This window comes from Adhaeribacter sp. (genome assembly GCF_057359045.1).
The window spans coordinates 25,240-47,867 of sequence record NZ_JBMQUD010000081.1 but is presented as its reverse complement, the minus strand read 5'-3'; the positions used below and the strand labels follow the sequence as shown (position 1 = coordinate 47,867).

Genomic DNA, 22,628 nt, shown 5'->3' with positions numbered 1-22,628 from the left:
TTTATTATTTAACAGAACAGGGCTTTAGTAACACAAAGCCCTGTTTTTTAACTTTAGGCAGGATGGCTTTATTTAGTTTAGCCGGTAAAACCGCCGTTATTACGGGTGGTGGCAGCGGCATTGGTCGCAGTATATCTACATTGTTTGCCCGGCAAGGGGCTACCGTTTGCATACTGGAGTTAAACCCGGCAGCGGCCGCCCAAACCGTAGCCGAAATTAAAGCCGAAGGTGGCCAGGTAAATTCTTTTGCTTGCAACGTAAGCAATCAGGCCGAAGTATTGGCCGTTTTCGACTTAATTAAAGAACAGATTGGCCCCATTCATATTGTGGTAAATAATGCCGGTATTGCACACGTTGGCAATATCCAAAACACCTCCGAAGCCGATTTTGACCGTATTTACCAGGTAAATGTAAAAGGCGTTTACAATGGCATGCTGGCTGCTGTAAAACACCTGCTAGAAACAGGCGGCGGCGTTATTTTAAACCTGGCTTCGGTGGCATCGGTAGTAGGCATTCCGGATCGGTTTGCTTATTCTATGAGTAAAGGCGCGGTACTTACCATGACTTATTCCGTAGCCCGCGATTATGTTACAAAAAACATTAGGTGTAACTGCATTGCGCCGGGCCGGGTGCACACCCCCTTTGTAGATGGTTTTCTGCAAAAAAATTATCCTGGTCAGGAAAAAGAAATGTTCGATAAATTATCGCGCACCCAACCCATTGGCCGCATGGGCAACCCCGAAGAAATTGCCCTGCTGGCGCTTTATCTTTGCTCCGACGAAGCTTCCTTTATCACCGGCACCAATTACCCCATAGATGGCGGCTTTATTAACTTAAATACCTGATTTAAAAGCATTTTTTACTTGCCCGCATCATCACCGGTGTGTTTCACTTTCTTTTTCATTACCACCTTACCTTAATTTTTGGATGAAAGCGGTGGTTGTAATAAGTTTAAAAATGTAACTACAGGTGGCTGGTTGATTAACTTTAAATAAATTTTATTTTCTCATATTAAAACTTGCACGAATGAAATTAATTCGATTTGGCCAACCCGGTCAGGAAAAGCCCGGCCTTATATTGCCCGATGGCAGCCGTATTGATGCCAGTGCTTTCGGCGAAGATTACACCGAAGCGTTTTTCTCGAATAATGGCCTTGATCGGCTGGCGCAATGGCTGCAACAAAATCAGGATACGGCGCCCCGGGTGCCGGCAGAACAAAGGTTAGGGCCACCCGTGGCGCGACCCGGTAAACTGGTATGTATCGGCTTAAATTATTCTGACCACGCGGCCGAAAGCAACATGGCCGTACCAACCGAACCCATTATTTTCTTTAAAGCAACTTCTTCGTTGGTTGGCCCCGACGACGACCTGATAATTCCGAAGAACAGCGAAAAAACAGATTGGGAAGTTGAATTGGCCGTGATTATAGGTAAAAAAGCATCTTACGTAACCGAAGCCGAAGCATTAAACTACGTAGCCGGCTACGCCCTGCACAATGATTACAGCGAACGAGCTTTTCAGTTAGAACGGGGTGGCCAGTGGGTAAAAGGCAAAAGCTGCGATACCTTTGCTCCGCTGGGCCCGTTTTTAGCTACCCCCGATGAATTAACCGATATAAATAATTTACGCCTTTGGTTAAAAGTAAACGGCGATACTAAACAAGACGGCAACTCGGGCAATCTTATCTTTAAAATTCCTTTTATCGTTAGCTATTTAAGCCAGTTTATGAGTTTACTGCCCGGCGATATTATTTCTACGGGTACGCCGGCCGGTGTTGGTATGGGCTTTAAACCAGCCCAATATTTAAAACCCGGCGATGTAGTAGAATTGGGCATTGATGGTTTAGGTTCCTCGCGCCAAATTGCGAAGGCCTACACTCCAGGCGCTTAATACCTTAATAGGTACTTTCATTTACCGGACTCATCGGTATTTTATATACCAACCAGTAGATATAGGAATATTTTTGCTGGTTGGTATAGTATTTTTACTACCCTACTCCCATTCCTTACTGTATAACTTACCTGAATATCTAATATAAGTCTAAACAATTATAAAATGTTTCAGGCGTAAAAAGGTACTGCTATCTTTATTCGTAAAATGTAAAAACCCAATACACATCTTAAAAAAATCTAATTCACTTACTTAAATATACGGGCTAATAATATTTAGGCATTCACCCCTTTATTCCTCAAGCCGTTTATAAATTTAAAAACATAGAATTATAATATTTTAACTCATTTAGGTTTTACACTGAATATTTAGTTAATATAGTTGTATTTAAGATCCCCTCCCCTTAACTTTATATAATAAAACCAATATTTCGGAATTATAACCGCTGATAACAAGCATCCACTGCATGCCTTATACAAATATTATAGAATCTGCCACGCCCCAGAACGAGAGAGAAAGATTACAGGTTTTATACAATTACGACATTCTGGATACCGAAGCCGAAGAGGATTTTGATGCTCTTACCCGCTTGGCCAGTTACATCTGTGGCACGCCAATTTCAAAGGTTTCTTTATTAGATGAGCACCGAACATGGGCAAAAGCTAAAACAGGCACAACGGTGGCGGAATGGCCCCGCGAAACCTCTTTTTGCCATTATGCGGTTCAACCCGCAGAAAGTGCCATTCTGGAAGTAACCGATGCCCAGTCTCATACCATATTCCGGAATTTTCCGCAGGTAAAAAACGAGCCCCATATCCGTTTTTATGCGGGTGCACCTTTGGTTACACCTTCGGGCTATCGCATAGGCACTATGTGCGTGCTGGGTTATCAACCTAAAACTTTAACTTCGGTGCAGCGCGATGCCTTGCTAACGCTGGCTAACCAAGTAGTTACATTATTAGAGTTCCGCCGCCAGAACAAAAAAATTGTTAAAAACAGCACCCACCTGAATCTCTACAAATTGCTGTTTAAAAGCAGCCATGAGATGATGTGCATTCTTGATATTAAAACTGGGGTATTCTTAGAAGTAAACGATGCTTTCCAGTATATTATGGGCTACACCACCGGCGAATTAGTTGGACAGCCCATTGGTGATTTTTTACACCCCGATGATTTAGCCCATTTACAACAAACCTTGCTTACCATGCCGCACCACGTGCCTTTGCACATGGAATCGCGTTTTTTTACGCAAAGTGGCAATACTAGATGGTTAGCTTGGACGGCCACAGCCCTCGACGGGAAATGGTTTGCTACTGCCCGCGACATTACCGAATTAAAACAATCGGGAAGTGAAAAAATTGACCTGAAAGACTTGCTGGTTAGTGTATTAAATAACTCGCCAACCGGTATTTGTGCCTTGGCCAGTGTACGCGATGCTAGCGGGGTAATTATAGATTTTAAGTGGCTCATGCTCAATAAGGCAGCCGAGCAAATCATGAACAAGCCAGCGCACGAGCTTATCGGGCAAAATTTAGCAGATTATATACCGCCCGATAACCGCGAAACTTTTTTGCAGGTTTTACGCGATGTGGTCCAGAACAAAGTTAGTAACAGCAGCGAACAACAATTTGAGTTAGGAAAGCAGCCTACTTGGTTTCAGATTATCTCTTCACCACTCGACGACGGCCTGGTAATTGTATTTAACGATATATCGGCCCGTATTTGCATCGAAGAAAAATTAAAAGCGCAGCGTACTTTTTACGAGAATATTTTAAACCAGATTCCATCTGATATTGCTGTATTCGACCCGGAACACCGGTACATGTTTGTAAATCCCATTTCTATTAAAAATGAGGAAGTACGTAACTGGATAATTGGGAAAGATGATTTTGAGTATTGCCAGTTCCGGCAAAAAGATATTGCCATTGCCCAAAAACGACGCAAATTATTTAAACAAGCGGTAGCCGAAAAGCGCATACTGGCCTGGGAAGACCAAGTAACCTTACCTGATGGCAGGTCGGTTTGTTATTTAAGGCAATTAAGCCCGGTTTTTGATGCTAATGGTAAGTTGCAGTTTGTAATTGGGTACGGTATGGACATTACCGCCCTGAAACAAGTAGAACAGGAGTTAATTACCGCAAAAGAACAAGCCGAACACTCCATGCGGGCAAAAGAAATGTTCCTGTCGATGATGAGTCATGAGATCCGGACCCCACTGAATGCCGTTATTGGCATGTCGCATATATTGTTGCAAGAAAACCCCAGGCCCGAGCAAATCGAAAACCTTAAAATTCTTCAGTTCTCCGGCGAAAACCTGCTTACCCTCATTAACGACATTCTGGATTTTAGTAAAATTGAAGCCGGCAAAATTTCGCTTGAAGAAATTGATTTTAGCCTGAACAATATTATTACCAGCATTCGGCAAACATTTAGCCACCGGGCTATTGAAAAAGGCATTCGGCTAAAAGCCCGGATCGATTCGGATTTGCCCGATGTACTGATAGGCGACCCGGTGCGGTTAAACCAGATATTAATGAATTTGGTGAGCAACGCCGTTAAATTTACCGAAGCCGGCGCCGTTACCCTGGATATAACCCTCGAAAACGAAACGCCGGAAATAGCCGAAATACAATTTGCGGTAACCGATACCGGTATTGGTATTCCAGCCGATAAATTAGAATCGGTTTTTGAAAGCTTTACGCAGGCCAATTCCAATACTACCCGCAAATTCGGCGGTACAGGCTTAGGCCTTACTATTACCAAACGGCTGGTAGAAATGCAGGAAGGTGTTATAGCTGTAGAGAGTGAAGAAGGTCGTGGTACCACTTTTACGGTTACCCTCAGATTTAAGAAAAGTAAAAAAATTGTTGCTTCTGCCTCAAAGCACTACCTGGATATAACCGAAAATAACCTGGGCCATATTAAGTTATTGCTGGTAGAAGATAACGAGGTTAACCAGATTATTGCTACCAAATTTTTGCAGAAATGGGGTATTTCGCCCGACTATGCCCTTAATGGTATTCAGGCGTTAGATAAAGTACAAAAACGCGCTTACGATCTGGTATTAATGGATTTACAAATGCCCGAAATGGACGGTTACGACGCTTCCCGGGCTATCCGGAATTTAGGCGACCGGTACGCCGAAATACCTATTATTGCGCTTACCGCCTCGGCCATGCTGGATGTACGCGACAAAGTGCTACAATTTGGCATGAACGATTACGTTACCAAGCCGTTTAACCCCAATGAATTATACCAAAAAATTGTTCGTTATACCCAATCCGGTTCATTGCCTGTGTCAATGCCCGAGCACTCGACACCCATTATACCGGAACCAATAGAAGGTTATAATTTTACGGGCATGCTGGAACTTGCCGGCAACGATAAAGCATTTTTAAACGAATTATTAAAGAGTTTTACAGGCACCCTACAGGAATTTTTGGCCGAATATGAAACCAATCTTTTATTAAATCCGGACTTAAGTAAGCTGCGGTTTGCGGCGCACAAAATAAAATCCGTAATTAAGCTTATTGAAGCCCGCGAACTGACCAACGAACTGGAAAATGCCGAAAAACTGCTACATGCAGGCATTAGCGAACAACAAGCCCAGGAGTCGGTTAAAAAGGTGCAGTTATTGTGTCAGCATATAATAAAAGCACTGGCCGAAAAACAAGAACAGATTAAATTGAATTAAAGTAAATGCGCTTGGTTAAATTACAGGTTTATTTAATTTCGATAATATTTTCGTTAACCGGAAGCTTGGCCATAACAACCAGGCTCCCGGTTCAGGCCCAGGCACCTGCCGTAAAGCAAGTAGATGCAAAGCCCAGCCCCCGCCCCGATCGGATTATATTAACCTGGCAAACCGACCCAACTAACTCACAAACGGTAACCTGGCGCACCGACAACACGGTAAAAAATGCTACCGCCGAAATTGCGCTGGCCGATGCTTCGGCTAACTTTGCCGAGTATGCCACTGCCTTACCGGCTAGAACCAAAGCATTTCAAACCGAAAACGGCGCTGCCCTGTACCACTCGGTAAATTTTACGCAACTTAAGCCCAATACTTTGTACGTATACCGGGTAGGCAACGGCACTTACTGGAGCGAGTGGTTTCAGTTTAGAACCGCCAAAGACCAGCCAGAGCCTTTCTCTTTCCTGTATTTTGGCGATGTACAGAACCAGGTTTTTTCGCAGTGGTCCAGGGTTATCAGAGCGGCCTACGCCGAAATGCCCAAAGCTAAATTTATGGTTTATGCCGGCGACCTGATAAACCACGCCGAAGACGATACCGAATGGCACGAATGGTTTACCGCAGGTTCTTTTATTTATGCCACTATCCCAAGTTTAATAGTACCGGGTAACCACGAATACGCGCGCAGTGGGGTAGGTTTACCCCGCATAACCAGGTTGTGGGAGCCGCAGTTTAACTTCCCGGATAATGGCCTGAAGAGCCAGGAAGGTTTGGTGTACTACACCGATTACCAGAATTTGCGGGTAATTTGTTTAAATTCTTATTGGTTTGTACCGGCCCAAGCCCGCTGGCTCGAAGAGGTGTTGCGGAAAGACCCCAAGCAATGGACGGTAGTTACATTTCATTACCCGGTTTTATCTACTACCGGGCGCGGCGAAGACAATCTTATCCGCCATTGGAAACCTATTTTCGATAAGTACGGCGTAGATTTGGTACTACAGGGCCACGACCATACATATGCCCGGGGCACCCTCCCCGCCGCCCATCAGCCAGCTAAAACCAATACAACGGGGCCGGTTTACGTAGTTTCCATCAGCGGGCCTAAAATGTACGCTATAACCGACCATTCCTGGGCCACCCGTACCGGCGAAAACACCCAGCTCTATCAGATTATTTCTATCGACAAAGGGAAACTGCTGTACAAATCCCAAACCGTTACCGGAGAATTATACGATGGCTTTGAACTGATAAAAGCGGCTGATGGTACCAAAGAACTCCGGGAACTTAAACCCGAGATAACGCCAGAACGCAAACTTGAAAATACCCTCAAAAGCTCTCAGAAGTAAGCCCGTAAATATTATTTTTCGGGTTCTTTCCAGGCATCTATTTTTAATATCTTTGCTAAACTTCCAATAGCGGGCGCTGAATAAATATTTTTTATTTAAACTGGCAAAAGAACTACCACCCCGACGACCGTCGGTTACCGCCCAAAATGCCGCCCAGTAAACCTCCCAAACCGCCAGAACCCATACTGCCGTAGCCGCGCCGACCGTTTAAGCCCCCCAAAACAGAAAGAATAGATCCCAGGCCACCGCCGCCCATCATACCACCTCCGCGGTAACCACCACCCATCAGGCCGCCACCACCTAATAAGCCGCCCAGCAAACCACCGCCCATTCCACCCATCATGCCCGAACGCCGGTGCCGGCCACCACTCATCATCCGGCTAATAACAATGGGGGCTAATATTCCCAACATACCTTGCACCATTTGCGGCGAAATACCAGCATTCTTAAACATATCGCCAAAACCACTTTTATTTACAAACGCCGGCGAGGTGGTATCTTCGCCGTGCTGCTGGGCATCGTTGGCTTTGTTTACAAACTGATCGAGTACGCTAAACTGCTTTTGGTTAATGTCCAGGTATTGCGCCATTTGCTGTATTCGCTGTTGCTCCTCGGGGGTATATTGCCCGTCGGCTTTGGCAAAACTGATAATATCGGTAATAAACGAAAAGCGCAACTGACTTTTTTTGAGTACATCTAAACACTTCTCTAAACTAATTTGCGAAGGATTTTTCGCAATCTGAATAATTTCCTGCTGCACATTTTCGGGTAGCTCGGCAGCATCGCCCATTAATGCTAGAAATTCCAGTTCTTCTTCCGAGGCATTCCCGTCGGCCGAGGCAATAGTGGCCAAAGCTGCCAGGTACGCGCCTTTTTCTTCGAGCGAATAATCTTTTAATAAAATTGTGGGTTCTTGTTCCATGGGTACAGATAATATTTTTTGTTACTAACGCAGCAAATGGCTGGCGGGTTAGCTACTTCTGTTCCGAAAAAAGAATGGTTTATACGCGCGGGGTTAGCAGCTTTTTTATTTTTTAGCGTAAACCTGTATCAGCCTAAAAACAATAACCAAGTTTTAATATTACTAAACTAGCTGATCTAAATCATATAACCTTTGGCTTCAATACTTTTAGTTTGCAACAAATTATTGAAAGCAGCGGCAAAAAGTAACATCCGCCCATAAATATTTATAATTTGGCAGCGCAGCCCTAAACCGACTCAATTTTATTTTCTATTCTGATTTAACTGCGCCTTTAAATTAAAACCATTATGAAAATTATATTTTTTAGCGCCAAGCAGTACGATAAGCAATTTTTCCTGCAAGCCAATCAAGCCCATCATTTTGAGCTTAATTTTCAGGAAGTTCATTTAAATACCAAAACCGCCGTACTGGCCCAAGGCCACGATGTGGTTTGTGTTTTTGTAAACGATAGCGTAACCGCCGAGGTGTTGCAAATATTAGCAGAACAAGGCGTTAGATTATTAGCCTTGCGTTGCGCCGGGTTTAATAACGTTGATTTAAAAGCGGCAGAAGCCTTGGGAATTAAAATTGTTCGAGTGCCGGCTTACTCGCCTTATTCGGTGGCCGAACACACCCTTGCCCTAATATTAACGCTCAACCGCAAAACACACCGGGCCTACAACCGCGTTAAGGAAGGCAACTTCTCCCTGAATGGTTTAATGGGTTTTGATTTGCACGGCAAAACCGTAGGCTTAATTGGCTTAGGCAAAATTGGTTTGGTTACAGCCCGTATTCTGAAAGGATTTGGTTGCCGGGTATTGGGGTACGACGTAGAGGAACCCGCCGAAGTAGCAGAAATTGGTATCCAATTTACTTCCTTATCCGAATTATACGCGCAATCCGATATTATTTCGCTGCACTGTCCGCTTACGCCCGAAACCTACCACATTATAAACCCGGTGTCTATTGCCCAAATGAAAAAGGGCGTTATGCTGATTAATACCAGCCGCGGTGCATTAATTGATACCCAAGCCGTTATTCAGGCCCTGAAAAAAGAGCAAATCAGTTATTTGGGATTAGATGTGTACGAAGAGGAAGGAGACTTGTTCTTTGAAGATTTATCCAGCAAAGTTATTCAGGACGATGTTTTTATGCGCCTGCTTTCGTTTAATAACGTGTTAATTACTGGCCACCAGGCCTTTTTTACCAGCAATGCGCTACAAAATATTGCCGACATAACTTTACACAATATTGCCGATTTTAGCGAAGGTAAATTACCCAACCAGGTTACTTGCACCTAAAATCCACATAGCTTTTATAAAATATTACAGAACAGAACGGCCCTAAAGAAGCTAAAAACGACTTAGCCTTTTAAGGGCCGTTTTTTAATCATACCGCCTTTGGTATCTTTTATGCTACTCATTACAATAAAAGCGTGGCGGTCAATTTTTTCTACTTCGGCTTGCAGCCGGGCAATCTCCAGGCGGGTTATAACGGTATACACAATATCTACACTACCCAAATTATTATTGCTTTTGCCGTAGCCGCGCTTACCACTGTAAATAGTTACCCCACGTCTCATTTTTTCGGTGAGCATTATCCTTATCTCGTCGCTGTGCGACGACACAATCGTAACCCCGGTGTATTCTTCTACCCCTTCAATAATAAAATCTACAGTTTTGGAAGCGGATAGGTACGTTAAGATAGAATAAAGGGCTACTTCAATGGTTAATAAGTATGCGGCTACCGAAAATATTACCACATTAAAAATTAAAATAATATCGCCAATGGTTAAACCGGTTTTGCGACTAATGGTAATAGCCAGAATTTCGGTACCATCGAGCACGGCCCCACCCCGCACGGCCAAACCAATGCCGGCTCCCAGGAAAAATCCGCCAAAGGCTGCCACCAAAAGCTTATCGGAAGTAATTACCGGGTATTCTACAAAAACCAGCGCCAGCGCCAGTCCGCAAATAGCCATAATACTTTTTACAGCAAAGGTTTTGCCTATTTGGGTAAACCCCAGTACCAAAAAAGGAATATTGATAATTACAATTAAAACCGGTAAAGGTACTTGGGTAAGGCGCGTCGTTAACAGCGATATACCAGTAACCCCACCATCGATAAAAGAATTGGGTAACAAAAAGCTTTTTAAGCCAAAACCTGCCGAAATAATGCCTAAAAAAATAGCCGTTAAATCTTTAACCAGGTGCCAAACAGTTACCTTAAACTTTAAAAATTCTTTGGCCCGCCCGTACTGACTTACTTCGGCCGGATAATTTTCCTGCCGAATTTTATTTAAAATAAATTGCCGGATAGACGTATTCATTTTGCGAAAAAGTTTTGGAAAGAATGGACTATCCGGCAAATATTATTTTAAAATATCAAACTTTTTTAAGCCGATTTAACGGCATTTTGACGCAACATAAAATCGATAATTACCAGCGCCGCCATGGCATCTACAATTGGTACGGCCCGCGGCAAAACACACGGGTCGTGCCGGCCCCGGCCTTCGAGCGTAATGGTTTCGCCGCTGTCGTTAATACTGGTTTGCGGTTGTAAAATGGTAGCCACTGGCTTAAAGGCCACTTTAAAATAAATATCTTCGCCGTTAGAAATACCGCCTTGTATGCCGCCCGAGTAATTGGTACGGGTTCTTACCCGGCCATTTTCATCGGTGTAAAATTCGTCGTTGTGCTGCGAACCAAACATCTGGCTACCCGCAAAGCCGCTACCGTATTCAAAACCTTTTACGGCGTTTATACTCAGCATGGCTTTGCCCAATTCGGCGTGCAATTTATCAAAAGCGGGTTCGCCTAAACCAACCGGTACCCCTTTTATAACGCAGGTAATAATACCCCCTACGGTATCGCGGCTTTTGCGGGTTTCTTCTACCAGTTTAATCATGGCTTCAGCGGTAGTTGGCTCGGGGCACCGGATTTTATTGCTGTCGATTAAGCTTAAATCTAATTGCTCGTACGTTTGCTGCAATTGAATAGGTCCAACTGCCGATACATAGGAAGCAATCTGAATATTATGCTTTTTCAAAAATTTATTTGCAATGGCGCCAGCCGCCACCCGGGCCAGCGTTTCGCGCGCCGAACTCCGGCCACCGCCCCGGTGATCGCGCAGTCCGTATTTAGTAGTGTACGTATAATCGGCGTGCGAGGGCCGGAAAGCGTGCTCCAGGTGCGAGTAATCTTTACCGGCTTGGTTTTTATTATTCACCATCATGGCAATGGGCGTGCCGGTGGTTTTGTTCTCGTAAATACCCGACAAAATACTTATTTCGTCTTCTTCTTTCCGTTGGGTGGTAATATTTGATTGGCCAGGCCGGCGCCGGTCTAATTCTTTTTGTATTTCTTCGGCGGTTATTTCTAAACCAGCCGGACAACCATCAACCACTACCCCCACCGATAACCCGTGCGATTCGCCAAAGGTAGAAATCCGGAAAAGTTTACCGTATATATTGCTCAACTTACTTCTTCTTATAAAACAAAAACAATGAAACGCAAATTAAGAACAAAATGACCACATTCGAATAAAATTTTATTTCATCAAACTGGTTCAGGCTTACCAAAGTGTTTTCTTCTTCCTGAATCAGTTTATAAAAAGGGTCCGTTGTTTCGGGTTTATGTACGGCTATATCTTTTGCTGCGCCGCTTACCCGTAAAGTTACCGCCGATTGTAGCGTATCGTACCGCTGGGTACCGGTATTAAAATAAACAAGCCGGAATATTTTATTTAACGGGTATTCGCCGGCGGTTTTTGCCAGCAGTACGTACCGGAAGCCTTTGGTTCCTTCTACCAACCCGGCTGTAATGGCTCGTTTTAAAATAATTTCGGGCGGGTAAACTTCTAAACCAGCTACTGGTAATATTTCGGGCGGATTTAAAGCCCCCAGGTTACCCTGGCCTACCACATTAAACCGGTAAGTTACACTTTGGCCGGTTTTTAAAGCAATACGTTCAATCGCCTCCTGCAAACGGTACTGGCCTACCGGCACGGTCTCGCGCAATGGGTGCGGCGGCAACGCTTTAACCAATATTCGTTTGGCTTTGGAGGCAAAAGTTATTAACTCCGGAACAGCATTCGTCGGCACAGGTCCGGCGTATGATTCAGGTACCAACCGGCGGCTCATGTTTAAGGAAACCGGGTTAAACACCACGGGATTGGTATTTAGCGGATAAAAAACCCGGCGGTAAAGATTATATTTCAGGAAAATCCTATCGGCAATGGTAATGGTATCGGGTTTTATTTCGGTTGAGGTTTCTACGGCTTCTTCCCAGGCATCTTTTTGCCGTAGTTGTTTTACCAATTCCGGAAATTGCAATCCAAAATTATAAAAGTCCAGGGTTTCCTGCTCGCCTTCGGCCAGGTAAAATGCCAGCCGCAGGTAAAAACCTTCGCCTACGTAAACCTCGTTCCTATCGGCTTCTACCGACAAAAACGATTGGGTTTTAAAAGGCATTGTTGGGATAGCTCTGGGTAAGGGATCTTCCGGATTGGCTGCTATCTCGGGCTCATCGGGCTCGGTAAGCATGGGCTCAATGGTAATAACAGTACCCCGCGAAGCAATATTTTTGCCATTAACTACTATCGTAAACGGTTTTAAGGTGAATTTACCTTCCTGGTAAGCCGCATAATTTTGCGTAATGGTTTGCTCAATAATTTTTTTGCGGCCTATGCCAATCTGGGCAGCAGTATTTGTCCGGGAGCTTTTCTTAAACCCTTCTATTTCCGGAAAATCGCCGTAAGTCTGTAAAGGCTGGTTGCGCAATTTAAGCGAGATGGTAAAATATTCGTTAATAGGTAAGCGATTGGGGCCCAATTCTATTGTAGCTTGCTGGGCATAAGCCAACTGCCCGGTACTTCCCAGGCAAGCCACGTGCAGCAGCAATATTAATAGCTTAAATCTTTTTATTAAAACGGTCAAGCCTTGTTTCTTTTTATTTTCGCAGTTCTATAACCCAATTGGCTCTTTTTTATTTTGTGGCTCCGTCCGGTTTTAAATAAACTAACCACCCCAACTTTGTTTTCTCTCCTCTAAGTACAATTCTAGCCAGCTACAGGCTTATATTCTTTTATGGGGCTCTGCCGATAAATATTTGGTTTAAGCCACTATGGTTGGTAGTGGCTTTAGGTTTAGCCAGCTAAATTTCTTTAAATATTTAAGGCAGTACGCTAAAAAGTATGCAATTAAAATACCTGCCGGTTGCTATTCTTTCTAATAATGCTCAAAATAAGTTTAAAACCAGCAATTCTGCTAAATTATTTCAAACTACCAAAATCCGGCTAGTTAAACCACCTCGTAGGTTAGAGCGCAGTCAGCAATTACCCGATTTGCTAATTTATTTTTTAACCGGTAGTCCGGCTGCAAAAATATTCACTTAAAATTTTATATCATGAGAAAACTATGGAATCCGCAGGAAAATGGCGCCGGATTGACGAAAACCATTACCAGCCCGGTGGGCAGAAGATCTTTTCTTAAATATGCTGGTGCCGGAGCGGCCCTCACTACCTTGATTCTGACCGGTTGCAACGACGATGATGATAACGGTATGAATAATAATACGGATGGGGTAAACCTGGGCTCCAGCGATGTGGGGGTATTAAATTACGCGTATGCGCTCGAACAATTAGAAGCTGCTTTTTATACTACCGTAGTGGCTTCGGCTACCTTTAATACCACTTTCCCCAATGCTACAGAACGGGCCGTATTAACCGATATTCGTGACCACGAAGTAGCACACCGCGAGTTCTTTAAAGCCGCTATTACTGCTGCTGCTCCCAACGCTATTATTCCGGGCTTAACGCCCGATTTCTCAACAATTAATTTTAACGATCGGGCCGCCGTATTAGGAGCCGCCAAAACTTTTGAAGATTTAGGCGTAGCCGCTTATAACGGTGCGGGCAAATTACTTACCAGTGCTACTTTTTTAACCTTGGCCGGCAAAATTGTATCGGTAGAGGCCCGGCATGCAGCCGAAATACGCGACATGATAGAAAACGGCACCTTTGCGAGCGGTGCGGCCGGTATTACTGCGGGCAATTTAATTGATGCGCAAGGCCGCGACCAAGCCCTGCCTCCAACCGTAGTATTGGCCGCCGCCCAGAAATATATTAAAGAGAAAATAGACGCCAGTAATTTACCCAAGGATTAATTATTAAACAGGAGAACTAACCATGAATATTTATAATTTATTAACCGAAATCGAGAAAGCTGATCCGGAAGTTTACGCGCGCTTAGATTCGCGCCGGAGCGTATTTAAACACTTTGGCGGATTTGGCAAAAAATTAGCCGCTGCTGCCGTACCGCTGGCTTTCGGCGCGATGTTAAACAAAGCTTACGGGCAAACTGCTACCCGCTCGGTAGTAGATGTGTTGCAGTTTGCATTATTGCTCGAAAACCTGGAAGCTGAATTTTACAAACAAGCCGCGGCTACCAGTTTATTCCCAACCGCAGCTGCCAAAACGGCTTTTGAAACCATCCGGGACCACGAAGTTGCCCACGTGGCTTTTTTACGAACCACCATTAGCGGAGCCAATGCTACCCCTACCAACTATACAGCAAACAGTTTTGATTTTAGTGCCAAAGGCAATTTAACAAATACCTTTACCAACTATGGCACCATGCTGGCCGTAGCGCAAGCCTTTGAAGATACCGGCGTAAGGGCCTACAAAGGTCAGGCGCAATTTCTCATTAGCAACAACGATGTGTTACAGGCCGCTTTACAAATTCACTCAGTAGAAGCGCGCCATGCGGCCCACATCCGGCGGATGCGCCGTGATATGGCCAGCAGTCCGGCCGCCCAAAAACCCTGGATAACGATGAAAGATCGCGGCGGCTTACCTGCCTTTACACAAGGAATTTATGAAGGCGAAGAAGTAACTATGCAGGCCGGCGTAAATATTGCCACGGGTTCAGTTTCGGCCAATGCCGCCTCCGAAGCTTTTGATGAACCTTTAGATACCGCGGCGGTTACGGCCATTGTAACACCTTTCTTAAAATAATTTTAAAATACTTTTACAAAACAAAAGGCCGGGATTTCCGGCCTTTTGTTTTGTAACCTACTTAGCTTAAATCAGCTACCTATAATTTTCATATCCCAATATTTTTTTATATCTTACACACGCTCTCCCACCGCAGTTTGGTAGACTTTCTTTTACTAACTGAAAGCGATGAATTACGTATACTAAATAAGTATTTTTTACAATTTAAAATTAGTATAATAAAATGCTAGAGTATGTAAAAACCATTCTTGTTAAAGTTAGTTTCGATGTTAGATTATTTGAAAAAGAGTTGCGTAAAGCACTCAAAATGCTAGCCAAGCAAGAGCTGGTGCTACTGCGGGCCTGGTGTTACGAGCAATTCTCGGGCATTTACCGGCCAATAATTAAGCGGGTTTTTTCTAAAGCCGCGTTTTAAGTTTATTATTTTTCTTCCACAAAATTAATATTGCGTAATAGGCCGTTAAACCCCGTTCGTTTAACGGCCGATTTACGAAACACCTCCCTAAATACCTCTTCCGTCAGGTCTCGCCAATCGTTGCGGGTAAGCTGCTGCAGCTCGGGGTTTATCTTAAATGCTGGTTCGTGGTGGGGCTTAGCAAACCGGTTCCAAGGGCAAACATCCTGGCAAATATCACAACCAAACACCCAATTGCCAAATTTGCCGTTTACCTCCGTAGGTATTTTATCTTTCAGCTCAATGGTAAAGTAAGAAATACATTTGCTGCCATCTACCACGTAAGGCTCCGTTATGGCATTTGTAGGGCAGGCATCCATGCATTTGGTACAGGTGCCGCAGTAATCTTTTATGGGTCCGTCGTATTCTAATTCCAGGTCAATAATCAGCTCCGCAATAAAGTAAAAGCTACCTACCTGCGGGGTAATTAAATTACTGTTTTTGCCAATCCAACCCAAGCCGCTTTTTTTGGCCCAGGCTTTATCCAGCACCGGAGCCGAATCTACAAACGCCCGGCCATCTACTTCGCCTATCGTTTCCCGGATATAAGCCAGCAACAATTTAAGTTTATCTTTTATTACCAAGTGATAATCCTGGCCGTAGGCGTATTTTGAAATTTGGTATTGGTTTTCGGGCAGCGGTTCGGGTGGGTAATAATTGAGCAGCAGCGACACCACCGATTTGGCTCCTGGCACCAACAACCGCGGGTCCAAACGTTTATCGAAATGGTTTTCCATGTAATGCATTTGGCCGTGCATTTGTTTGTTCAACCAGTTCTCTAATCGTGGTGCTTCTTCTTCCAGAAATTCGGCTTTGGATATGCCGCAATACATAAACCCCAGTTCCAGGGCTTTTTGCTTAATAAAGGCGGTATATTGCTGCTGGTGGTTCAAAGAATTAATTTATTATTTCTGCTGAAACAAAAGTAAAGGAAAATAAATCCGGGTGAGTTGTAAATATTCTTATGTCCGGTAAAAATAAATGCCATGTAGTTTTATACATGGCATTTTGTACCTTACTCTAAATCCCTCTCTTAAAGGCCTATCATTAGGACACAAATATAAAATAGCTCATTTCCTGTAAGAACTACGGCTTTTTCCCGACATTCCCAGAGGGAATCTTCTGGGTAGAAAGCAATACAGGCGATTTATTGTAAAGCTTAATTACCTGCTTTACTTCCCTAATCAGAAGATTCTTAACAAATGACTAAGGGTAAGTTATTTATCCTAATCGTAGCTTCTAAAGACGAGGAACTGGAGTTATTTTATCTGATAAAGCACATAAAATTATTACCCTCTCCTAAAAGCAAAACTTTTAAAATAAGCGTTACCGGGGCTCCTCTTCTCCTTGAGGAAAAGGGGGCTGGGGCACCTACATAGAAGTATCGAATAACGTTCCGATTTTTTGTGGCGGAATTTTACCTAAGTGTACGTAAGCCAATTCGGTAGCTTCGCGGCCGCGCGAGGTTCGTTTAATATAACCTTCCTGAATCAGGAACGGCTCATACACTTCTTCTATGGTTTCGGACTCTTCGCCGCAAGCAGTAGCAATGGTAGATAAACCCACCGGACCACCTTTAAATTTATCGATAATGGTGTTCAGAATACGGTTGTCCATTTCGTCTAAACCGTTGTGATCTACATCCAGGGCATTCAGGGCAAATTGGGCAATATCTACGGTAATGGTGCCATTGCCTTTAATCTGGGCGAAATCGCGGGTACGGCGCAATAAATTATTGGCAATCCGGGGCGTACCGCGGCTCCGTCGGGCAATCTCAAAAGCAGCATCGTCGTGAATAGGCGAAGCCAGAATGGCCGCCGACCTTTGTACAATGGTGGTAAGTAAAGCCGAATCGTAATATTCTAAGCGGGAGTTAATGCTAAACCTCGCCCGCAATGGTGAGGTTAACAAACCGGAACGGGTAGTTGCCCCAATTAAGGTAAATGGGTTTAGGCTGATTTGTACCGTACGGGCATTCGGACCAGAATCGAGCATAATATCGATTTTATAGTCCTCCATGGCCGAGTACAAATATTCTTCTACAATTGGGTTCAGCCGGTGAATTTCGTCAATAAACAAAACATCGTTTTGCTCCAGATTGGTAAGTAAACCCGCCAAATCGCTGGGCTTGTCCAGCACTGGGCCCGAGGTCATTTTAATATTGGCATCCAGCTCGGAGGCAATAATATGCGACAGCGTGGTTTTACCTAAACCCGGAGGGCCGTGCAGCAACACATGGTCCAGGGCTTCGCCGCGTCGCCGGGCCGCCTGCACAAATATTTTTAAGTTCTCCACGATTTTGTCCTGGCCGGTAAAATCCCGGAAGCTGAGCGGGCGCAGCGCCTTATCAATTTCCTTCTCGGCCGGCGACATGGATTCGTCAGAACCAGTTAGATATTCTTCACGCATAAATTAGCTTAAAAAGTATTTTGTAATTGGTAGTATAAAGTTAACACTTTTGGCTAACAAAACGCTCCCGGAGCTAGGCTTAATTATATATTTTTGCCATTATTTTTATTATAAAGGCCTTTTTACTAATATAATTAGCTTTCATTACTACTTCTTTATTCAGGATAAATTAAGAACTCATTTTTACGCCTATACTTTCCGGGGGCCGCGTTAAAAAATTTGATAGTGCATAAAAAAGGCTGCTTCAGGGCAGCCTAAAATATTGCCAGAGGTACCTTTCAGTTCTCCGGCGATTCGTAATGTGCTAAATAAATAGATTCTAACTTACCGGATTTAAAATTTAGCATTACCAAATCCCACTTGCGCTCTTCTAATTTAAAACTAAAATACCACTGCGGTAATTGCCCCATAGTATTATCGTAAGCTTTAGATACGTATTTTGTCAGGAGCATTATTTCGCCAAAAGTTTTAGCATACTGGGGCTTGGTCTTAATGCGCGACAGCTTATCAAAAATCAGGTTAACTGGGTCGTTTACCTGGATCGGGTTAACGTTAGTTGCCCCTTCTGGCCATTTTTGTAACTTTTTGCCTTCGTTCGTAAAAATGCTATTAACCTTATCTGCTTCAAAACTAATCTGGATGCCAGCGTGCCTGGCCTGCGGGTCGGTTAAATATACATTGTGGTAAAGCGGTAATTTATCGCGCAGTTGGTTTAAATCGGTATAAGTATTCGAAACCAGGTTTAAGTAGCTAATGCCAGTCGGTAAATTAAAGTTTTGCAAAACCTCGTAAGTCTCGGCGGCCGATGCACCAATGGTTAATCCTAAGTAATTGCCGGTCCGGATGGTATCATAGCCCAATAGTTTATTTGGTACTGGTTCAATAATTAAAGTTTTGTCTGGGCCTACTAAATTTTTCTCACAGGCTGATAAAAAACAAATAAATACGGCTAAAAACAGGTAAATACTTTTTTGCATGCTCCGGATTACTTTAGGTCTGGGTTAAGTTAGTACATGAAAATGACCCGCGGAACCCGATTATGGTTGCAAGCAGCAAAAATTATTTAAAAGCTTGAATACCGGTTATGTCGGCGCCGGTTATGAGTAGATGAATGTCGTGGGTGCCTTCGTAGGTAATCACCGATTCCAGGTTCATCATGTGGCGCATAATGGGGTACTCGCCGGTTATGCCCATGCCGCCATGAATCTGGCGGGCTTCGCGGGCCACGTGCAAAGCCATATCTACGCTGTTGCGCTTGGCCATAGAAATTTGCTGCGTAGTGGCTTTACCTTCGTTTTTGAGTACGCCCAATCGCCAGGCCATTAACTGGGCTTTGGTAATTTCGGTAAGCATTTCGGCCAGCTTTTTCTGGATTAACTGAAAAGAAGCAATGGGCTTATCGAACTGAATGCGCTGCAGGGCATAGGTACGCGCCGACTCATAACAATCAATAGCAGCACCAATGGCACCCCAGGCAATACCGTACCGTGCCGAATCGAGGCAACTCAGCGGTCCGCGTAAGCCATCTACGTTCGGCAAAATATTTTCTTTCGGCACTTTTACGTCTTCAAAAACCAGTTCGCCGGTGGTGCTGGCGCGTAAGCTCCATTTGTTATGGATTTCGGGCGTGCTGAAACCTTCCATGCCTCGCTCTACAATTAATCCTTTAATGCGGCCTTCTTCGTTCTTGGCCCACACTACCGCTAAATCGCACTCCGGTGAATTGGAAATCCACATTTTGGCACCGTTGAGCAAATAATGGTCGCCGCGATCTTTTATATTGGTCAGCATACCGGCGGGGTTCGAGCCAAAATCGGGTTCGGTCAGGCCGAAACACCCGAGCAGTTCGCCGCTAGCCAGTTTGGGCAAATATTTTAGCCGTTGCTCTTCGGAACCGTACTGGTAAATGGGGAACATAACCAGCGAACCCTGCACCGAAGCCGTAGACCGCATACCCGAATCGCCGCGTTCAATTTCCTGCATAATAATACCGTAGGCAATATAATCCAGGCCACCGCCGCCGTATTCCTCGGGTATGGTAGGGCCAAAAGCGCCTACTTCGCCAAATTTTTGCACAATCTCTTTCGGGAAATAAGCTTCCTGCGCCCAGCGCTCAATATTGGGCGAAATTTCTCGCCGCACAAAATCCCGGATAGTTTGCCGGACCAGTTGGTGCTCTTCGGTTAATAAATCATCAATATTAAAATAATCGACGGTGCCGGAGGTATCTGTTGCCATAATATTGCGGAATTACGCAGCGTTTAATTTACTGCGGTGGTGTATTTAAATAATTACTCCCTTTATAAAGTAAACGTTTAAATATATCCTTTTCGTCCGTGGTACAAAAAAAGAGAGCTCCCGCGGGAGCTCTCTTTTGGCAAAAATATTTTAAAGTATTCGTTAAAAACGCAGCCCCAGCGTGAGCAGGAAATTACGCGTAGCCTGCGGAAAATAATAGTTGTAATCGTAGCGGGCAGCATCGCCGGAATATTGCTCACTAAAGGTATAGCCGTTGGCTTCGTACTTGCGGTTAAATAAGTTGTTCAATAAAAGAGAAATTTCCATTTCGCGCATAAAACCTGGATGCAGAATATACCGCAAGCGTAAATCAGCTACATTATAACCGTTTATTTTCCGGTTTTCGCTGGCCGTGTTGTCTAAATATTGCTTGCTTACGGTTTTGTAAATTAGGGCCGCTTTTAAGCCCCGCAGCGGCTGTACTTCCAGTTTATGCGTGGATACAAAGTTCGGCGAAAAAGAAATATCGGTTTCGGCGTAATCGGTTTGTACGGTGCCTTCAGGGTTATAATCTTCGTCGTAGATGTATACCGTCTCGGTGTAGTTGCGGATTTTATTCCGGCTTAAAGCTACCGAACTGCTCAGGTCGGCCACGTTCCGGAAGTTGAGCACACCCGCAATTTCCAGGCCGGTGCGGTAGCTGTCTTTGATATTGGTACGCAACGGCGAACCCACATCGTTTAGCTGACCGGTTAATACCAACTGGTTTTTATAATCCATGAAGTAATAATTGGCATCTAAGGTATAGCCCAGGGTACGGCCGGTTTGCTGCGGATTGGCGCTGCGTAAGCGGTAACCCACTTCCAGGTTTTGCATGTGCTCGGCTTGTGGCGCACTGGTTTCCGGCCGATCAATAAAATCGCTGCGGACCGGTTCGCGGTTACCCACCGCATAAGAGGCATACAGGGTTTGGTTATCGGTTAAAGAATAAGTAATACCGGCTTTGGGATTAAAGAAATTAAAATCGGCTTGTAAGGTAACATCGCGGCGGTCGTCGTCGGTGCCCGCAATCTCATAATTAATGGTGCGGTACTGCAAATCGGCGAACAAACCTACTCTTTGGCTGAGTTGGTAATTTACTTTGCCGTAAATATTAAAATCGGTTTTTAGGGCATTGCCTTCGTAGTAGCGCTGCCGGATATTGCTATTAGAGGCAAAACGGGCCCAGATAACTTCGCCAAAATGGTCGCCATCGTACTGGTTCCAGGCACCGCCCAAAGTAGCCGTAAAGCGATTGTTTTCAGGACTATAATTTAACGCGTAGGTTACCCCATAAAAATAATTATCGAGCCACTTCCTACGGATTAGGTCGGTGCGGCTTATGGTGGTATCGCCCAAAACTACCGCCGGAAGGTTGTAATTCGAGAGCCGTTGGTTTTCCCGGAATTGTTCGTAATAGCCACGGCCCCGCGTTAGGTGGAAAGCGCCGCCTAAATCCAGGTTTTTGCCCAAACTTTTAGAATAATGTAATTGGTAATGGTCTTGCTGGTAATTATCGGTTTCGTTGTCGTAGGTAAGGGAATTGTAGGTGCGGTCGGTTTTTAGTTTATCTTCGGGTACCCCGTTCCAGGCCTGGTAAGTTTGCTCCTGCCCCGAGAACGTTACAAACCGCAACATACCCGTTTTGCCTAAATAACCCGCCGAAAAGTAGTAAGATTTAAGCTTGGAAAAAGCCCGGTCGATGTAGCCGTCGGAAGAAATTTTGGACAAGCGGCCATCAAACGTAAATTTATCTTTAATTAAACCGGTACCAAAATTTACGGTGTGGCGCCAGGTATTAAAAGAGCCGTAGGTATTTAGCGCTTCGGCGTAAGCTTCCTGGTTAAAACCCAAAGTTCGGATGTTGAGGCTGGCGCCAAAAGCAGCCGCTCCGTTGGTAGAGGTACCTACCCCCCGCTGCACCTGAATATCCTGAATAGACGAAGCCAAATCCGGCATATTCACGAAAAACGCCCCGTGCGACTCGGCATCGTTTACAGGAATACCGTTTACGGTTACGTTAATGCGGGTAATATCGGAACCCCGGATCCGGATTCCCGTGTAGCCTACCCCGGCACCGGCATCGGAATTAACCACCACCGAAGGGGTTTGCTCGAGTAAGTACGGCAAATCCTGGCCAAAATTACGCTCTTGTATTTGGGCTTTGGTTACGTTGGTAAAAGTAGTGCCGGTTTTTTCGTTGGCCCGCGTAGCCGATACAATTACTTCTTCGGTGCGGTAACTGGTAGCCGTTAGTGCTACATCCAAAGTAATATTGCCGTTTACGGTTACGGTTCTTTTATCGGTTACAAAACCCACGTACGATACACTAAACGGCTGCGCGCCGGCGGTTACATTATTTAAAGTGTAATTGCCTTGCGCATCGCTGGTAGTACCCGCGCGGCCTATTACCACGGTAGCGCCAATTAAAGGTTTCTGAGAGCCGGCTTCGGTAATTTTACCACTTACGGTAAACTGGGCAAAAGCCACAATGGGGCTAGCTAAAATAAGCCAAAGTAAAAGTAATTTTTTCATCCTGCTGAAAGGTTCTAAATAAATTAATTTAGCGCAGGCATGCCTTAC

The 22,628-nt window shown here is 44.5% G+C and carries 17 protein-coding genes; 8 read left to right on the top strand and 9 right to left on the bottom strand.

Features of this window, described 5'->3' with window-relative positions:
• The first annotated feature begins 62 nt into the window (after window positions 1–62).
• The 4 genes from ACO1R6_RS12935 to ACO1R6_RS12920 all read left to right on the top strand — a co-directional run bounded on the left by ACO1R6_RS12935 (window position 63) and on the right by ACO1R6_RS12920 (window position 6,930).
• Window positions 63–845 (top strand): SDR family NAD(P)-dependent oxidoreductase, encoded by a 783-nt coding sequence (locus tag ACO1R6_RS12935; RefSeq protein WP_486265280.1) that lies wholly within the window; start codon window positions 63–65, stop codon window positions 843–845.
• Window positions 846–1,026: 181 nt separating this feature from the next.
• Complete coding sequence (locus ACO1R6_RS12930; RefSeq protein ID WP_486265279.1) at window positions 1,027–1,890, top strand: fumarylacetoacetate hydrolase family protein; 864 nt, start codon at window positions 1,027–1,029, stop codon at window positions 1,888–1,890.
• A gap of 466 nt (window positions 1,891–2,356) precedes the next feature.
• Window positions 2,357–5,584 carry a PAS domain S-box protein gene (locus ACO1R6_RS12925; protein ID WP_486265278.1) on the top strand — a complete coding sequence of 1,076 codons (3,228 nt, stop codon included), beginning with the start codon at window positions 2,357–2,359 and terminating at the stop codon, window positions 5,582–5,584.
• A gap of 5 nt (window positions 5,585–5,589) precedes the next feature.
• Complete coding sequence (locus ACO1R6_RS12920; protein ID WP_486265277.1) at window positions 5,590–6,930, top strand: purple acid phosphatase family protein; 1,341 nt, start codon at window positions 5,590–5,592, stop codon at window positions 6,928–6,930.
• 112 nt (window positions 6,931–7,042) lie between these two features.
• On the opposite strand, the gene ACO1R6_RS12915 is transcribed toward ACO1R6_RS12920, so the two are convergent.
• On the bottom strand, window positions 7,043–7,852 hold the full coding sequence (locus ACO1R6_RS12915; protein WP_486265276.1) for a tellurite resistance TerB family protein: 810 nt from the start codon (window positions 7,850–7,852) through the stop codon (window positions 7,043–7,045).
• Between the two features lie 347 nt (window positions 7,853–8,199).
• On the opposite strand from ACO1R6_RS12915, the gene ACO1R6_RS12910 reads away from it, so the two are divergent.
• On the top strand, window positions 8,200–9,192 hold the full coding sequence (locus ACO1R6_RS12910; protein ID WP_486265275.1) for a 2-hydroxyacid dehydrogenase: 993 nt from the start codon (window positions 8,200–8,202) through the stop codon (window positions 9,190–9,192).
• Between the two features lie 62 nt (window positions 9,193–9,254).
• Here the strand turns inward: ACO1R6_RS12910 and ACO1R6_RS12905 are convergent, their stop codons facing one another.
• The 3 genes from ACO1R6_RS12905 to ACO1R6_RS12895 all read right to left on the bottom strand — a co-directional run bounded on the left by ACO1R6_RS12905 (window position 9,255) and on the right by ACO1R6_RS12895 (window position 12,827).
• Complete coding sequence (locus tag ACO1R6_RS12905; protein ID WP_486265274.1) at window positions 9,255–10,220, bottom strand: YitT family protein; 966 nt, start codon at window positions 10,218–10,220, stop codon at window positions 9,255–9,257.
• A 65-nt stretch (window positions 10,221–10,285) separates the two neighbouring features.
• Window positions 10,286–11,368 carry a chorismate synthase gene (gene aroC, locus ACO1R6_RS12900; protein WP_486265273.1) on the bottom strand — a complete coding sequence of 361 codons (1,083 nt, stop codon included), beginning with the start codon at window positions 11,366–11,368 and terminating at the stop codon, window positions 10,286–10,288.
• 1 nt (window position 11,369) lies between these two features.
• Window positions 11,370–12,827 carry a BatD family protein gene (locus ACO1R6_RS12895; protein ID WP_486265272.1) on the bottom strand — a complete coding sequence of 486 codons (1,458 nt, stop codon included), beginning with the start codon at window positions 12,825–12,827 and terminating at the stop codon, window positions 11,370–11,372.
• Between the two features lie 469 nt (window positions 12,828–13,296).
• On the opposite strand from ACO1R6_RS12895, the gene ACO1R6_RS12890 reads away from it, so the two are divergent.
• The 3 genes from ACO1R6_RS12890 (at window position 13,297) to ACO1R6_RS12880 (ending at window position 15,320) form a co-directional block, all read left to right on the top strand.
• A complete protein-coding gene (locus tag ACO1R6_RS12890) occupies window positions 13,297–14,055 on the top strand; it encodes a ferritin-like domain-containing protein (RefSeq protein ID WP_486265271.1) in 759 nt (252 codons plus the stop codon).
• Window positions 14,056–14,077: 22 nt separating this feature from the next.
• Window positions 14,078–14,905, top strand: a complete 828-nt coding sequence (locus ACO1R6_RS12885; protein ID WP_486265270.1) for a ferritin-like domain-containing protein — start codon at window positions 14,078–14,080, stop codon at window positions 14,903–14,905.
• A gap of 223 nt (window positions 14,906–15,128) precedes the next feature.
• Window positions 15,129–15,320 carry a hypothetical protein gene (locus tag ACO1R6_RS12880; protein WP_486265269.1) on the top strand — a complete coding sequence of 64 codons (192 nt, stop codon included), beginning with the start codon at window positions 15,129–15,131 and terminating at the stop codon, window positions 15,318–15,320.
• 5 nt (window positions 15,321–15,325) lie between these two features.
• Here the strand turns inward: ACO1R6_RS12880 and queG are convergent, their stop codons facing one another.
• The 5 genes from queG to ACO1R6_RS12855 all read right to left on the bottom strand — a co-directional run bounded on the left by queG (window position 15,326) and on the right by ACO1R6_RS12855 (window position 22,580).
• Window positions 15,326–16,252, bottom strand: coding sequence for a tRNA epoxyqueuosine(34) reductase QueG (gene queG, locus ACO1R6_RS12875; RefSeq protein WP_486265268.1), 927 nt, complete (start codon window positions 16,250–16,252; stop codon window positions 15,326–15,328).
• Window positions 16,253–16,730: 478 nt separating this feature from the next.
• On the bottom strand, window positions 16,731–17,768 hold the full coding sequence (gene ruvB, locus ACO1R6_RS12870; protein ID WP_486265267.1) for a Holliday junction branch migration DNA helicase RuvB: 1,038 nt from the start codon (window positions 17,766–17,768) through the stop codon (window positions 16,731–16,733).
• Window positions 17,769–18,046: 278 nt separating this feature from the next.
• On the bottom strand, window positions 18,047–18,745 hold the full coding sequence (locus ACO1R6_RS12865; RefSeq protein WP_486265266.1) for a hypothetical protein: 699 nt from the start codon (window positions 18,743–18,745) through the stop codon (window positions 18,047–18,049).
• A gap of 82 nt (window positions 18,746–18,827) precedes the next feature.
• Window positions 18,828–20,006 (bottom strand): acyl-CoA dehydrogenase family protein, encoded by a 1,179-nt coding sequence (locus ACO1R6_RS12860; protein WP_486265265.1) that lies wholly within the window; start codon window positions 20,004–20,006, stop codon window positions 18,828–18,830.
• A gap of 162 nt (window positions 20,007–20,168) precedes the next feature.
• Window positions 20,169–22,580 carry a TonB-dependent receptor gene (locus ACO1R6_RS12855; protein ID WP_486265264.1) on the bottom strand — a complete coding sequence of 804 codons (2,412 nt, stop codon included), beginning with the start codon at window positions 22,578–22,580 and terminating at the stop codon, window positions 20,169–20,171.
• Window positions 22,581–22,628 lie beyond the last annotated feature (48 nt).